The sequence below is a fragment of the Klebsiella sp. GL120222-02 genome (assembly GCF_003097195.1).
In the GTDB taxonomy this organism is placed as follows: domain Bacteria; phylum Pseudomonadota; class Gammaproteobacteria; order Enterobacterales; family Enterobacteriaceae; genus Klebsiella; species Klebsiella variicola.
The window spans coordinates 441,016-454,657 of sequence record NZ_QEQO01000001.1; the positions used below are offsets into that span (position 1 = coordinate 441,016).

Annotated in this window: 12 protein-coding genes; 9 read left to right on the top strand and 3 right to left on the bottom strand. The window is 59.0% G+C overall.

Annotation, left to right across the window (positions count from 1 at the left end; all coding sequences use genetic code 11):
* Nucleotides 1-38 precede the first annotated feature (38 nt).
* A complete protein-coding gene (locus N438_RS02200) occupies nucleotides 39-614 on the bottom strand; it encodes a TetR family transcriptional regulator (protein WP_032738859.1) in 576 nt (191 codons plus the stop codon).
* A 119-nt stretch (nucleotides 615-733) separates the two neighbouring features.
* On the opposite strand from N438_RS02200, the gene kmrA reads away from it, so the two are divergent.
* Nucleotides 734-2,233, top strand: a complete 1,500-nt coding sequence (kmrA, locus tag N438_RS02205) for an efflux MFS transporter KmrA (RefSeq protein WP_060875749.1) — start codon at nucleotides 734-736, stop codon at nucleotides 2,231-2,233.
* Here kmrA and N438_RS02210 read toward each other — a convergent pair.
* Nucleotides 2,228-3,064 carry an IclR family transcriptional regulator C-terminal domain-containing protein gene (locus N438_RS02210; protein WP_162493252.1) on the bottom strand — a complete coding sequence of 279 codons (837 nt, stop codon included), beginning with the start codon at nucleotides 3,062-3,064 and terminating at the stop codon, nucleotides 2,228-2,230. The two genes, kmrA and N438_RS02210, sit on opposite strands and share 6 nt — an antisense overlap.
* 171 nt (nucleotides 3,065-3,235) lie before the next feature.
* On the opposite strand from N438_RS02210, the gene N438_RS02215 reads away from it, so the two are divergent.
* The 7 genes from N438_RS02215 (at nucleotide 3,236) to N438_RS02245 (ending at nucleotide 9,484) form a co-directional block, all read left to right on the top strand.
* On the top strand, nucleotides 3,236-4,399 hold the full coding sequence (locus tag N438_RS02215; RefSeq protein ID WP_162994854.1) for a muconate cycloisomerase family protein: 1,164 nt from the start codon (nucleotides 3,236-3,238) through the stop codon (nucleotides 4,397-4,399).
* A 12-nt stretch (nucleotides 4,400-4,411) separates the two neighbouring features.
* The gene (gene catC / locus N438_RS02220) at nucleotides 4,412-4,702 is read left to right on the top strand and encodes a muconolactone Delta-isomerase (RefSeq protein WP_072125932.1); all 291 of its coding nucleotides are present in this window, start codon (nucleotides 4,412-4,414) and stop codon (nucleotides 4,700-4,702) included.
* A gap of 69 nt (nucleotides 4,703-4,771) precedes the next feature.
* Nucleotides 4,772-5,698: a catechol 1,2-dioxygenase gene (gene catA / locus N438_RS02225; protein ID WP_116696046.1), complete on the top strand. Its 927-nt coding sequence runs from the start codon at nucleotides 4,772-4,774 to the stop codon at nucleotides 5,696-5,698.
* 109 nt (nucleotides 5,699-5,807) lie between these two features.
* Nucleotides 5,808-7,190 carry a Rieske 2Fe-2S domain-containing protein gene (locus tag N438_RS02230; protein ID WP_050887109.1) on the top strand — a complete coding sequence of 461 codons (1,383 nt, stop codon included), beginning with the start codon at nucleotides 5,808-5,810 and terminating at the stop codon, nucleotides 7,188-7,190.
* On the top strand, nucleotides 7,190-7,675 hold the full coding sequence (gene benB / locus N438_RS02235; RefSeq protein ID WP_008804731.1) for a benzoate 1,2-dioxygenase small subunit: 486 nt from the start codon (nucleotides 7,190-7,192) through the stop codon (nucleotides 7,673-7,675). The genes N438_RS02230 and benB overlap by 1 nt, the downstream gene beginning before the upstream one ends.
* A 9-nt stretch (nucleotides 7,676-7,684) precedes the next feature.
* Nucleotides 7,685-8,701 carry a benzoate 1,2-dioxygenase electron transfer component BenC gene (gene benC, locus N438_RS02240; protein WP_082227987.1) on the top strand — a complete coding sequence of 339 codons (1,017 nt, stop codon included), beginning with the start codon at nucleotides 7,685-7,687 and terminating at the stop codon, nucleotides 8,699-8,701.
* A 9-nt stretch (nucleotides 8,702-8,710) separates the two neighbouring features.
* The gene (locus N438_RS02245; RefSeq protein WP_023340220.1) at nucleotides 8,711-9,484 is read left to right on the top strand and encodes a 1,6-dihydroxycyclohexa-2,4-diene-1-carboxylate dehydrogenase; all 774 of its coding nucleotides are present in this window, start codon (nucleotides 8,711-8,713) and stop codon (nucleotides 9,482-9,484) included.
* Here the strand turns inward: N438_RS02245 and yddG are convergent.
* Nucleotides 9,481-10,359, bottom strand: a complete 879-nt coding sequence (gene yddG, locus N438_RS02250; protein ID WP_023297693.1) for an aromatic amino acid DMT transporter YddG — start codon at nucleotides 10,357-10,359, stop codon at nucleotides 9,481-9,483. The genes N438_RS02245 and yddG overlap by 4 nt on opposite strands.
* A 225-nt stretch (nucleotides 10,360-10,584) precedes the next feature.
* On the opposite strand from yddG, the gene fdnG reads away from it, so the two are divergent.
* Nucleotides 10,585-13,632, top strand: coding sequence for a formate dehydrogenase-N subunit alpha (gene fdnG / locus N438_RS02260; RefSeq protein WP_165818780.1), 3,048 nt, complete (start codon nucleotides 10,585-10,587; stop codon nucleotides 13,630-13,632).
* Nucleotides 13,633-13,642 lie beyond the last annotated feature (10 nt).

Sequence of the window (13,642 nt, forward strand, 5' to 3'; positions counted from 1 at the left end):
GCCCGCGATGGATCCCTGCCACGCTCTGGCAGCGTCCGCTAAAACAATTCCATGGTAATCATCTTATTCAAATAACGGCTAAACGCTGCATCGTCCAGGGCCTGGGTGCCAAGGGCGTAAATCCCGTCGAGGCCGCACACCAGGGCGATAAAACGCCAGGCGATATCTGCCGGTGGTTCAGACGAATGAAATTCGCCGCAGGCGAGGCCCTGCTCGATGATGGCGACGGTCTCTTCATGCCACATGTTCATGGTCAGCAGGTAGGCCGCTTTGATGTCCGGGTCGCTGTCGGCCAGCACCTGGCCTTCGCGCCACAGGCGGATATAGGGCTCCAGCCGGCCATCTTCGCTGCCGATCATCGAGAATAACCGCTCGCGCCAGCTGGCGTCTTCGGCCACCAGCGGCATATCGAGCATCTCGCGGATCAGACGGATGAAAACCTGTGATTTCAGCTCGCCGATGGAGGAGAAGTGGTGGTGCAACTGCCCGGCGGCCACCTCGGCTTCGCGGGCGATCTGCCGCACGGTCATGGCGGCAAAGCCGCCGCGCAGCGCCAGCCGCATGGCGGCCTGCATAATCCCTTCCCGTCGTGCATCCCGCTGTAAATAGTGCATAGAACCCCGCTGTCATCTGGCTTTGGCCGAGTGTAACAAAAAGTTGGACATGCGTTCAACAATCCGGCAGGATCGCCATCCTGGACGTGTGTCCAATTTCCAACATTGAGGTACAAGCTATGTCACGGCAATGGATGACGCTGATGGCGATTTTGCTGGTTTATATTCCGGTGGCGATTGACGCCACGGTATTGCATGTGGCCGCGCCGACGCTCAGCGTCGCGCTGGGTAGCAGCGGCAATGAGCTGCTGTGGATTATTGATATCTACTCCTTAGTCATGGCCGGTATGGTGCTGCCGATGGGCGCCCTCGGCGATAAAATCGGCTTCAAGCGCCTGCTGCTGCTCGGCAGCGCCATTTTTGGCGTCGCCTCGCTGTGCGCCGCGCTGTCGCCGACGGCCCTGACGCTGATTGCCTCACGCGCTTTGCTGGCGGTGGGGGCGGCGATGATCGTCCCGGCGACGCTGGCTGGGATCCGCAGCACCTTTGCCGAGGCCAGCCAGCGCAATATGGCGCTGGGTCTGTGGGCGGCGGTGGGCTCCGGCGGCGCGGCTTTTGGCCCGCTGGTGGGCGGCATGCTGCTGGAGCATTTCTACTGGGGGTCGGTATTCCTGATCAACGTACCGATCGTGCTGGTGGTTATCGCCATTAATGCGAAGGTGGTGCCGCGCCAGCCTGCGCGCCGCGAACAACCGCTCAATCTGCTGCAGGCGCTTATTTTGATTGCGTCGATCCTGATGCTGGTGTTTAGCGCGAAATCGGCGCTGAAGGGCCAGCTGGCGCTGTGGCTCACCGCACTGGTGGCGATCGGCGGGGCGGCGATGCTCACCTGGTTTATCCGCAAGCAGCTGTCGGCGACCCGCCCGATGGTGGATATGCGGCTCTTCACCCATCGTATTATTTTAAGCGGGGTGATGATGGCGATGACGGCCCTGATTACTCTGGTCGGTTTTGAACTGCTGATGGCGCAGGAGCTGCAGTTTGTGCATCAGAAAACGCCGTTCGAGGCGGGGATGTTTATGCTGCCGGTGATGGTTGCCAGCGGCTTCAGCGGCCCGATTGCCGGAATGCTGGTGTCGAAACTGGGGCTGCGGCAGGTGGCGACGGGCGGAATGTTGCTCAGCGCCTTCAGTTTTCTGGGCCTCGCGCTGACCGATTTCAGCACACAACCGTGGCAGGCATGGGGGCTGATGACGCTGCTGGGCTTCAGCGTCGCCAGCGCGCTGCTGGCCTCCAGCTCCGCGATTATGGCGGCGGCGCCGAAGGAGAAAGCGGCGGCGGCCGGGGCCATCGAAACCATGGCCTATGAGCTGGGCGCCGGTCTCGGTATTGCGCTGTTTGGCCTGATCCTGACCCGCAGCTACAGCGCCACCATTGTGCTACCGTCCGGGCTGAGTGAGTCCATGGCGCAGCAGGCGTCGTCGTCAATCGGCGAGGCGGTCAGTCTGACCGAGGCGCTGCCCGCCGGGATGGCTGAGGCGCTGATGGCGGCGGCGAAGGCGGCCTTTACCCAGGCTCACAGCCTGGTGCTGGCGACGGCGGGCGTACTGCTCCTGCTGCTGGCCGCCGGGATCTGGCGCAGCCTGGCGAGCGTGGCGAAACCGCAGTCAACGCTATAGCTGTAGCGACAGGTCCATCGCCGCGCGTCGAAGCGGGGCGAGGGCCTTCTCTTTTAACGCCGCGGCGCTGGTCGTCGCGGCGGGGACCCCGACATTCAGGGCGGCCACCACCTGGCCATGGCGTGACAGCACGGGCACCGCCAGCGAACACAACCCCACCTCAATCTGCCGGTCGGCGAGGGCATAGCCCTGCATGCGCACCCGGGCAATCTCCGCGCGTAGCCCGGCCATATCGCACAGAGTGTGCGGGGTGTAGCGGATTAACGCTGCTCGTGACAGTGTCACCTCAAGCTGTTCCTCCGGCAGCGCGCTCAACAACACCCGTCCCATAGAGGTCGCCCACGCCGGCAGGCGACTGCCGCGCCCCAGGTCGACGCTCAGTAAATTATTGACTGCCGCGCGGGCGATATAGAGCACGTTATCGCCATCCAGCGTCGCCGCTGAGCAGGATTCGCCGAGCGCTTTGCCGAGGCTATCCAGCGCCGTCTGCGCCACCTTGGCCAGCGGCGTACCGGCCAGATAGGCGTGGCCGACGGCCAGCACCCGGGGCAGCAGTTCATAGCTGCGGCCATCCGGACTGTGCACCATGCCCAGCGCGGCGAGGGTATACAGGCAACGGCGTACCGCCGCGCGGGAGATTTGGGTTTTCTGGCTCAACTGAGAAATGGTCAGCCGCTGGCGCTGGGGAGTAAAAGCGTTAAGGACCTCCAGCCCGCGGGCCAGAGACAGCATAAAGTTGGGATCGTGCTCGGCCTGCCTGGCGCTCAAGGTGGTGGGGGTATGGTCACGCATTGATTCCCTCTCCGTTGCAATGCAAAGCTCACGGGGCATCACTATACCGTGCGCAAACTGCACCGTCCTGAATTGTGCCGGTTTTACCACCGCGATCACATTATTAACTGCCTTTTAACAAACGTGCCGATAATCGCACAACATTTCGATTATCGCCGTTGACCAGCCGCCAGGCTGAACCCTATTGTCAATGGCACACACCTCCCCGTTATGGATGTGGGTACAAAAAGTTATACATCTCATCAGGAACCGAAAATGACCGCCACCGTAGAACGTATTGAGAGCTGGATAGTGGATGTCCCGACCATCCGGCCACACAAGTTATCGATGACCACCATGGGCTGCCAGACGCTGGTGATCGTGCGGCTTACCCGCTCCGACGGCATCTGCGGCATCGGCGAAGCCACCACCATCGGTGGTTTGAGCTATGGCGTCGAGAGCCCGGAGGCCATCTCGTCGGCGATAACCCATTATCTGACGCCGCTGTTGAAAGGGCTGCCGGCCGATAACCTGAATGCGCTGACGGCGCGTATGAACAGCGCCATTAAAGGCAACACCTTTGCAAAGTCCGCCATTGAAACCGCGCTGCTGGATGCCCAGGGCAAAGCCTTAGGGCTGCCGGTGTCGGCGCTGCTCGGCGGGGCGCTGCAAACGGCGTTGCCGGTGCTGTGGACCTTAGCCAGCGGCGATACCGCGAAAGATATCGCCGAAGGGGAAACACTGTTAGCCGGGCGCCGCCATCAGGCGTTCAAGCTGAAAATTGGCGCGCGGGAATTAGCCACCGACCTGCGTCATACCCGGGCCATTGTGGAAGCATTAGGCGATCGCGCCAGCATCCGCGTTGACGTTAACCAGGCCTGGGACGCCGCCACCGGCGCGAAAGGCTGCCGCGAACTGGCGGCGATGGGCGTCGATCTTATCGAACAGCCGGTCAGCGCCCACGACAATGCTGCACTGGTGCGCCTGAGCCAGCATATTGAAACCGCGATCCTCGCGGATGAAGCGGTCGCGACCGCCTACGAGGGTTACCAACTGGCGCAACAGGGATTTACCGGCGCTTATGCCCTGAAAATCGCCAAAGCCGGGGGACCGAACAGCGTGCTGGCGCTGGCCCGCGTCGCCCAGGCGGCGGGGGTTGGCCTGTATGGCGGCACCATGCTGGAAGGGACCGTCGGTACCGTCGCGTCGCTGCACGCCTGGTCGACGCTGCCGCTGCAGTGGGGCACTGAGATGTTCGGCCCGCTGCTCCTCAAAGACGATATTGTCAGCGTGCCACTCACCTTTGCCGATGGTCAGGTAGCGCTCCCGCAGACGCCAGGGCTCGGCGTGGAGCTGGATGAAGACAAGCTGCGCTTCTATTCCCGTAAAGCATAACAGGAGAAAATCATGCTATTTAAAGTGGATATGACCGTTAATATTCCGATCGGGTTTCCTGCCGCCGAAGCGGATGAAATTAAACAACGCGAAAAAACCTATTCGCAACAATTACAGCGTGAAGGCAAATGGCGACATATCTGGCGCGTCGCCGGTCTTTACGCCAATGTCAGCATTTTCGATGTTCGAGATGCCGAAGAGTTACATCAAATTTTAATGGGATTGCCGCTGTATCCCTTTATGGATATTCGCGTCGAGGCGCTGTGCCGTCATCCCTCGTCTGTTCGTGAAGACGATAGCTAATAATAATAACATCTGACCTCATGCCGGGAATACCCGGCAAATATCCTACAACGATAAGAGAGAATAATTATGAGTAATGCTTTCGTACAACAAGAAGCCGTGCAGAAATTATTACGTGAAGGCGCGGGGTTAAATGTCCCTGGCGGTAATGAACGTTTTAAAGCCATCGTCCACCGTTTGCTGGAGAATATCTGTACGCTGATCGATGACTATAACGTCACAGAAGAAGAGTTCTGGCACGCGGTGAACTATCTGCACGAGCTGGGTGGGCGTCAGGAAGCGGCGCTGCTGGCGGCCGGGCTGGGACTGGAGCATTTCCTCGACCTGCGTCAGGACGCCATTGATGCGGCGGCGCGGCGGGAAACCGGTACCCCGCGCACCATCGAAGGGCCGCTGTATGTGGCCAATGCGCCGCTGGCCGACAGCCACGCCCGGATGGATGATGGCACTGATGCCGGGGAAGTAATGTGGCTGCATGGTCAGGTTAAAGATAATCAGGGCCAGCCGATCGCTAACGCCATTGTTGATATCTGGCACGCCAATACCCTCGGTAATTACTCGTTTTTCGATCAAAGTCAGAGCGACTACAACCTCCGTCGCCGGATCCGCACTGGCACCGATGGCCGCTACAGCGTGCGCAGCATCATGCCGTCCGGCTACGGCTGCCCGCCGGATGGTCCGACGCAGAAGTTGCTGGATCAGTTAGGCCGCCACGGCAACCGTCCGGCGCACATTCACTTCTTCGTCTCCGCCCCGGGCCATAAGCATCTGACCAGCCAGATTAACCTCAGCGGCGATAAATATCTGTGGGATGATTTTGCCTTTGCTACCCGCGACGGTCTGATTGCCGACCCGGTAAAAGTGACCGACCGCGAGACCATCGCGCAGCGCGATCTTGAGGGAGAGCACACCGAGGTCTGTTTTGATTTCACCCTGTGTAAAGCCCTGAACGCCGACGAAGGGCACCGCGGCACCCGCCTGCGCGCCAAAGAGTAATCGGTTTTACTGGCCACGGGCACGTAGCTGCCCGGGCCAGACATTGCACCCGAAAACGACAAATTCACCCTGTTTCTTTCATCCTGAATCCTGCAGGAGGGACTGACTCATGCAAAAAACGCTATCAGCGCTTAAAGACAAAATCACCAACGCGTTAATTGTCGACCGTGAAAATCATATTTACCGTTGCCACCGCTCTATATTTACCGACCAGCAGTTATTTGATTTTGAAATGAAACATATCTTCGAAGGTAATTGGGTTTTTCTCGCCCATGAAAGCCAGATTGCCGAGCCGGGAGATTATTATACTCTGACGCTGGGACGGCAGCCGGTTATTATCACTCGTGATAAAAAGAATGAATTGCATGCATTAATTAATAGCTGTGCCCACCGCGGGGCCATGTTATGCCGACGCAAAACCGGAAATAAAAACTCATTTACCTGTCCGTTCCATGGCTGGACCTTCAGCAATAACGGCAAATTATTAAAAGCCAAAGATGAGAGCACCGGCGCCTATCCTGACACCTTCAAACAGGAAGGGTCTCACGATCTGCAAAAACTGCCGCGTTTTCAGTCTTACCGCGGTTTCTTATTCGGTAGCCTCAACGCCGACGTGCAGTCGCTGGAGGCCTATCTCGGCGAAACCCGCAAAATCATCGATCTGATCGTCGATCAGGCGCCGGACGGCCTGGAAGTGCTGAAGGGCTCGTCGAGCTATGTATACGAAGGCAACTGGAAGCTGGGCGCGGAGAACGGCGCCGATGGCTATCACGTCAGCGTGGTGCACTGGAACTATGCCTCAACCATGTCACGCCGCAACTATGAAGCGGAGGGGACGCATGCGGTTGACGCCAACGGCTGGTCAAAGAGCGTCGGCGGCGGCTACGGTTTTGACAATGGCCACATGCTGCTGTGGACCCGGGCGCTGAACCCGGAAGTGCGCCCGGTGTATGCCCACCGCGAGCGTCTGCAGGCGGAATTTGGCGAACGACGCGCCGACCAGATGGTCAATGAAACCCGCAATCTGTGCCTGTACCCCAACGTCTACCTGATGGATCAGTTTTCTACCCAGATCCGCGTGATCCGCCCGATTGCGGTCGATAAAACCGAAGTCACCATTTGGTGTTTTGCGCCAAAAGGTGAATCAGACCAGGCGCGGGCGCTACGCATCCGCCAGTATGAAGATTTCTTTAACGTTAGCGGGATGGGGACGCCGGACGATCTGGAAGAGTTCAGCGCCTGTCAGCGCGGCTATCTCGGCGAAAATCTGCCATGGAGCGATCTGAGCCGCGGTGCGCTGCGCTGGGTCGACGGCCCGGATGAGCACGCCAAACATGCCGGTTTCACGCCACGACTCAGCGGGGTGAAATCAGAAGATGAAGCGCTGTACATCGCCCATCACCATCACTGGCAAACGGTCATGCTGGCGGCGCTGGAACAGGAACAGCAGCGTTACGACCAGTCGATTACCCAGCGCGTGGAGGTGGCCTGATGTTGAATCTCGAACACGTTCGCCAGTTTCTCTATTACGAAGCCCGCCTGTTGGATGATCGTCAGTGGGACGAATGGCTGAGTTGTTACAGCCCGCAGGTGGTCTACTGGATGCCGGCGTGGGGCGACGATGACCAGCTGACGCGCGACCCGCAAAAAGAGATTTCCCTTATCTATTATCCCAACCGTGAAGGCCTGGAAGATCGCGTCTATCGCATTAAAACCGAACGTTCCGGCGCCAGTACGCCGGAGCCGCGCACCACGCACATCATCAGCAATGTTGAACTGATGGGCGAAAGCGACGAGGGGCTGGAGGTGCGCTACAACTGGGTCACCTGGAGCCACCGCTATCAACACACGGATGCCTATTTCGGCTCTACCTGTTGCACGCTAATTGAGCAGGACGGCAGACCGCAGATCGTGCGCAAAACCGTGCGCCTGAATAACGATTATATCCGTCAGGTGATTGACGTTTACCACATTTAAGAGGCGCTTATGACCTTCAATATTGCTCTTAATTTTGAGGACGGCATTACCCGCTTTATTCAATGCCATGCCGGGGAGAAGGTGCTGGATGCCGCCTATCGCCAGAAGGTGAATCTGCCGATGGACTGTTCGGACGGCGTTTGCGGTACCTGCAAATGTCACTGCGCCAGCGGTGAATACGATCTGGGGGAGGATTATCTCGACGAGGCGTTAAGCGACGACGAAGCGCAGAATCGCCAGGTGCTGACCTGCCAGATGGTCCCGACCAGCGACTGTGTGATCGACGTGCCGGTGGCCGCCGCCCAGTGCAAAACCGCGCTGACCAACACCGGGGCGCAGGTACGACAGGTGAATTGTCTGTCCGATACCGCCATCGAACTGGTGGTCGCCCTGGATGAGCCGCTGGCTTTTCTGCCGGGACAGTACATTAACATTCAGGTACCGGGCACGCCTCATGTGCGCGCCTACTCATTTAGCTCGCTGCCGGGTTCTCTCGAAGGGCGTTTTCTGATCCGTAACGTGCCTGGCGGCATGATGAGCCAGTGGTTAACCCAGCAGGCGCGGCCCGGCGATCGCCTGACCCTCAGCGGACCCATGGGCAGCTTCTATTTGCGCAGCGGCGAACGCCCGCTGCTCATGCTGGCGGGCGGCACCGGGCTGGCGCCGCTGCTGTCCATGTTACACACCCTGCAGACACAGGGTAGCCAGCGTCCGGTAACGCTTTTGTACGGGGTGACCCGCGATTGTGATCTGGTGAAAACCGACGCGCTGAATGCGTTTAACCAACAACTCACGGGATATCGCTGGCTGCCGGTGGTGGCGGATGAAAACAGTACCTGCCCGCAGCGCGGTTTTGTCACCGACCATCTCGATGACGCCATGCTGAATAACGGCGACGTCGATATCTATCTTTGTGGGCCGCCGCCGATGGTGAACGCGGTTGCCACGGCGCTGCGCGACAGAGGAATTTCCCCGGCAGGGTTCTGGTATGAGAAATTTATCGCCAGCCAGAGCGCGGCGGCATAAGGAGGCAGTATGCGTTTTACCGATAAAGTCGTCGCTATCACCGGCGCGGCGCAGGGGATTGGCCGCCAGACCGCGGAGCAGGCGGCAGCCGAAGGCGCTGCCCTGTTGCTGATTGACCGCTCGCCTTACGTACACGAACTGGCTGCCGTACTAGCCCAGTCCGGAAGTCAGGTACTGGCGCTGGAGGCTGACCTTGAGCAGTGGCAGAGTACCGAACAGGCGTTTGCCGCCGGGGTAGCGCATTTTGGTCGCATCGATGTGTTAATCAATAACGTCGGCGGCACCATCTGGGCGCGACCCTTTGCCGAGTATCAGCCAGAACAAATTGAGAAAGAGATCCGCCGCTCGCTGTTCCCCACGCTGTGGGGCTGCCGTGCGGCGCTCCCCTGGATGTTGAAGCAGGGGAAAGGCAGCATCGTCAATATCTCGTCGGTGGCGACGGCAGGAGTGAACCGGGTGCCTTACTCGGCGGCGAAAGGCGGCGTGAATGCGCTGACCCGGTCGATTGCCATGGAGTACAGCGGCAGCGGCATTCGGATTAACGCCGTCGCGCCAGGCGGGACGGAGGCGCCGCCGCGCCTGACGCCGCGCAACGATGAGCAGCCGAGCGAGCAGGAAAAGGCGTGGTATCAGCAGGTGGTCGATCAGACGGTGGCGAGCAGTCTGATGCGCCGGTACGGCACGCTGGCGGAACAGGCGAACGCGATCCTGTTTCTCGCCAGCGATGAAGCCAGCTATATCACCGGCGTGACGCTACCGGTGGCGGGGGGCGATCTCGGTTAGCGGCGGGTGGCGTACCAGCAGAGCAGGGAGCCGAGACACACCATCCCGGCGCCCTGCCAGAAGGACCACGATAGCGTGGCGCTGAGCAGGACTGCCGCCAGCGCGGAAGAGAGCACTGGCGTGAAGTACGACGCGGCCGCCAGCAGGCTGACGTTGCCGTGCAGGATGCCGACGTTCCACGCCGCGTAAGCCAGCCCCAGCGCCACGGAGACCGTGATCAGCTTAATGACTACCGGCCAGCTAAACAGCATCGGCGGCTGGTCGCTGGCGAGAAATTTCAGCCATAGCGTCAGGGCGGTTAACAGGACAAAGAGGGTAATGCCATTTTTACCTTTGGCGTACTTCGCGGTCACCGTGCAGTACGCCGCCCAGATAAACGCCCCGACAAATGCCAGAATGTAGCTCAGCGGGCTGGACACCACGTTATTGATGATTTCCTCGGGGTTGAGCCCGTGCTCGCCGCCAAGTACCCAGCTCACGCCGAACAGCGCCAGCAATAAGCCGGGGATCACCAGCCAGCTGCTTTTCTGGCCATTAAAGAGAATGGCGAACAAAATCGTCAGGCTGGGCCACAGGTAATTGACCATCCCCACTTCAATGGCCTGCTGGCGAGTGGCGGCGAACCCCAGCGACAGGGCGAGGCAGATTTCATAGCTGACAAACAGCACGCTGCCGGCCAGCAGATAGCGGCGCGGGATCTGGCGCAGGTTGGGAAAGCCAACGGTAAAAATGAGCAGCAGGCCGCTGAGGCTATAAATCATCGCCGCGCCGCCAACCGGGCCTAACCCTTCGCTGACGCCGCGAATCAATCCGACCATCGTGCTCCATAAGATAATGGCGGCGAAGCCGATTGATGTCGCTCTCTTTTTTTGCATATTTAACCTGATAGTGACGCAAACGCAGCCGGAATTTATAACATCTTTTGCCGGTCGATGGTCGATATTTCCCGCCGGCGTTAACTCTTTGGTATTAGTCAAACCCGTCGCCGCTGACTATTAAGGGGGCGAGCGTTTTCGACCTTGATTTGACGCAAATAAAACAAAGGTATTGCTGTTAGTTTCCTCCGCGCGATGAATCAACATCCTGCATGGAGGAATGCAATGGACGTCAGCCGCAGAAAGTTCTTTAAGATCTGCGCAGGCGGTATGGCCGGAACCACAGCCGCCGCCCTGGGCTTTGCCCCTAAAATGGCGCTGGCTCAGGCACGCAATTTCAAATTGCTGCGTGCGAAAGAGATCCGCAACACCTGCACTTACTGCTCCGTGGGCTGTGGGCTATTAATGTATAGCCTCGGCGACGGCGCGAAAAACGCCAAAGAAGCGATTTACCATATTGAAGGGGACCCGGACCATCCGGTGAGCCGCGGCGCGCTGTGCCCGAAAGGCGCAGGCCTGCTGGACTATGTCCACAGTGAAAACCGCCTGCGTTATCCGCAATACCGCGCCCCGGGCTCGGATAAATGGCAGCGCATCTCCTGGGATGAAGCTTTTAACCGCATCGCCAGACTGATGAAAGCCGACCGCGACGCCAACTTTATTGAAAAGAACGAGCAGGGCGTGACGGTTAACCGCTGGCTTTCCACCGGCATGCTGTGCGCCTCGGCGGCAAGCAATGAGACTGGCATGCTGACGCAAAAATTTGTGCGTTCGCTCGGCATGCTGGCGGTAGACAACCAGGCGCGCGTCTGACACGGACCAACGGTAGCAAGTCTTGCTCCAACATTTGGTCGCGGTGCGATGACCAACCACTGGGTTGATATCAAAAACGCTAACGTCGTGGTGGTGATGGGCGGCAACGCCGCCGAAGCGCATCCGGTGGGATTCCGCTGGGCGATGGAAGCGAAAAACAATAACGATGCCACGCTTATCGTCGTCGACCCGCGCTTTACGCGTACCGCGTCGGTGGCCGATATCTATGCGCCGATTCGTTCCGGTACCGACATTACCTTCCTGTCGGGCGTGCTGCTGTACCTGATCGAAAATAATAAGATCAATGCCGAGTACGTGAAGCATTACACCAATGCCAGTCTGCTGGTGCGGGATGATTTTGCCTTCGAAGAGGGCCTGTTCAGCGGCTACGATGTCGAAAAACGTCAGTACGATAAATCGTCCTGGAACTACCAGTTCGATGAAAACGGCTACGCCAAACGCGATAAAACGCTCAGCCATCCGCGCTGCGTGTGGAATCTGCTCAGGCAGCACGTTTCCCGCTACACGCCGGAAGTGGTGGAGAATATCTGCGGTACGCCGAAAGCGGACTTCCTTAAAGTGTGTGAGGTGCTGGCGTCAACCAGCGCCGCGGACCGCACCACCACCTTCCTGTATGCCCTGGGCTGGACGCAGCACACCGTCGGCGCGCAGAACATCCGCACCATGGCGATGATCCAGTTGCTGCTCGGCAATATGGGCATGGCCGGCGGCGGCGTCAACGCGCTGCGCGGCCACTCCAATATTCAGGGGCTGACCGATTTGGGCCTGTTGTCGACCAGTCTGCCGGGTTATTTGACGCTGCCATCCGATAAACAGAGCGATCTGCAAAGTTATCTTAGCGCCAACACGCCGAAAGCGACGTTGCCCGACCAGGTGAACTACTGGAGCAACTACCCGAAATTCTTCGTCAGCCTGATGAAATCGTTCTATGGCGAGGCGGCGCAGAAAGAGAATGACTGGGGCTTCAACTGGTTGCCGAAATGGGATCAGGCCTACGACGTTATCAAGTACTTCAATATGATGGATAGCGGCAACGTCACTGGCTATATCTGTCAGGGCTTCAACCCGGTAGCGTCCTTCCCGGACAAAAACAAAGTGGTCCGCAGTCTCAGCAAGCTGAAGTATCTGGTGGTTATCGATCCGCTGGTGACCGAAACCTCGACCTTCTGGCAGAACCACGGCGAGTCTAATGATGTCGACCCGTCGGCGATTCAGACCGAAGTCTTCCGTCTGCCGTCGACCTGCTTTGCTGAAGAAGATGGCTCGATCGCCAACTCCGGTCGCTGGCTGCAGTGGCACTGGAAAGGCCAGGACGCACCGGGGGAAGCGCGCAACGATGGCGAAATCCTGGCTGGGATCTATCATCGTCTGCGCGAGCTGTACCGTCGCGAAGGCGGGAAGGGCGCGGAACCGCTGCTGAAAATGAGCTGGAGCTATAAGCAGCCAGATCACCCGGAATCGGCAGAAGTGGCTAAAGAGAACAACGGCTACGCGCTGGCGGATCTCTACGATCAAAATGGCGCTCTGCTGGCGAAAAAAGGCCAACTACTCAATAGCTTCGCGCTGCTGCGCGATGACGGCAGCACCGCGTCGTCGTGCTGGATCTATACCGGCAGCTGGACCGAGCAGGGTAACCAGATGGCGAATCGTGATAACGCCGATCCTTCGGGCCTGGGCAATACGCTGGGATGGGCCTGGGCGTGGCCGCTCAATCGTCGGGTGCTGTATAACCGCGCTTCGGCTGATATTAACGGCAAGCCGTGGGATGCGAAGCGGATGCTGATCCAGTGGAACGGCAGCAAGTGGGTCGGAAATGATATTCCGGACTTCAATACTGCGCCGCCGGGGAGCAACACCGGGCCGTTTATCATGCAGCAGGAGGGACTTGGCCGCCTGTTTGCGCTCGATAAACTGGCGGAAGGGCCGTTCCCGGAGCACTACGAGCCGATGGAAACCCCGCTTGGCACCAACCCGCTGCACCCGAATGTGGTCTCCAGCCCGGTGGTGCGTCTGTATGAAGAGGACGCCATCCGCCTGGGTAAGAAGGATAAGTTCCCGTATGTCGGCACCACCTATCGTCTGACCGAGCATTTCCACACCTGGACCAAGCATGCGCTGCTCAATTCCATCGCGCAGCCGGAACAGTTTGTCGAAATCAGCGAAGGGCTGGCGAAAAGCAAAGGTATCGCCAACGGCGACTGGGTGAAAGTCAGCAGCAAACGCGGGTTTATTCGCGCGGTTGCCGTGGTGACCCGCCGACTGCGCACGTTGAACGTCAACGGCCAGCAGGTCGAAACCGTTGGGATCCCGCTGCACTGGGGCTTTGAAGGCGTGGCCCGTAAAGGCTATATCGCCAACACCCTGACGCCTAACGTCGGCGATTCCAACTCGCAAACGCCGGAGTATAAGGCGTTTCTGGTCAACATCGAGAAAGCGTAAGGAGCGATTC

Bases quoted from the DNA above. Each gene is read 5' to 3' on its own strand.
- benB (WP_008804731.1), top strand. From the start codon at position 7,190: ATGTTGAATCTCGAACACGTTCGCCAGTTTCTCTATTACGAAGCCCGC.
- kmrA (WP_060875749.1), top strand. From the start codon at position 734: ATGTCACGGCAATGGATGACGCTGATGGCGATTTTGCTGGTTTATATT.
- N438_RS02230 (WP_050887109.1), top strand. From the start codon at position 5,808: ATGCAAAAAACGCTATCAGCGCTTAAAGACAAAATCACCAACGCGTTA.
- N438_RS02245 (WP_023340220.1), top strand. From the start codon at position 8,711: ATGCGTTTTACCGATAAAGTCGTCGCTATCACCGGCGCGGCGCAGGGG.
- benC (WP_082227987.1), top strand. From the start codon at position 7,685: ATGACCTTCAATATTGCTCTTAATTTTGAGGACGGCATTACCCGCTTT.
- N438_RS02200 (WP_032738859.1), bottom strand. From the start codon at position 614: ATGCACTATTTACAGCGGGATGCACGACGGGAAGGGATTATGCAGGCC.
- catA (WP_116696046.1), top strand. From the start codon at position 4,772: ATGAGTAATGCTTTCGTACAACAAGAAGCCGTGCAGAAATTATTACGT.
- N438_RS02210 (WP_162493252.1), bottom strand. From the start codon at position 3,064: ATGCCCCGTGAGCTTTGCATTGCAACGGAGAGGGAATCAATGCGTGAC.
- N438_RS02215 (WP_162994854.1), top strand. From the start codon at position 3,236: ATGGATGTGGGTACAAAAAGTTATACATCTCATCAGGAACCGAAAATG.
- catC (WP_072125932.1), top strand. From the start codon at position 4,412: ATGCTATTTAAAGTGGATATGACCGTTAATATTCCGATCGGGTTTCCT.
- yddG (WP_023297693.1), bottom strand. From the start codon at position 10,359: ATGCAAAAAAAGAGAGCGACATCAATCGGCTTCGCCGCCATTATCTTA.